At 45.9% G+C, this 316-nt stretch carries 1 protein-coding gene and 1 tRNA gene; one reads left to right on the top strand and one right to left on the bottom strand.

The features are described 5' to 3' along the window. Nucleotide 1: 1 nt before the first annotated feature. Nucleotides 2–217: a hypothetical protein gene (locus tag KH400_RS23765; RefSeq protein WP_217228808.1), complete on the bottom strand. Its 216-nt coding sequence runs from the start codon at nt 215–217 to the stop codon at nt 2–4. A gap of 26 nt (nt 218–243) precedes the next feature. Here KH400_RS23765 and KH400_RS23770 point away from each other — a divergent pair. Continuing rightward, nucleotides 244–316: transfer RNA gene (locus KH400_RS23770), tRNA-Lys, on the top strand.

Consider the following 316-nt stretch of genomic DNA (forward strand, 5'->3'; position numbering starts at 1 on the left):
GCTATAGCCAAGCGGTAAGGCAGCGGATTTTGATTCCGTCATGCGCTGGTTCGAATCCAGCTAGCCCAGCCATTTTCTTTAGAGCCATTAGCTCAGTTACGAGCAACACATCTGCTGAATCCCACACGAGTTGTCTCGACGCAATAAGCAGCGAAGCAATTCTAGTAGAGGAAGAGACAGGAAAACGACGAAGCAACACATCGTCCGTAAACATCATGAACTTACTACATTAAAAAACTTCAAGAGCCATTAGCTCAGTTGGTAGAGCATCTGACTTTTAATCAGAGGGTCGAAGGTTCGAATCCTTCATGGCTCA

It is taken from the genome of Desertibacillus haloalkaliphilus, assembly GCF_019039105.1.
Classification (GTDB): Bacteria; Bacillota; Bacilli; order Bacillales; family KJ1-10-99; genus Desertibacillus; species Desertibacillus haloalkaliphilus.

What these genes read in the sequence shown, in the direction of transcription:
- KH400_RS23765 (WP_217228808.1), bottom strand. Translation starts at nt 217, where the DNA reads ATGATGTTTACGGACGATGTGTTGCTTCGTCGTTTTCCTGTCTCTTCC.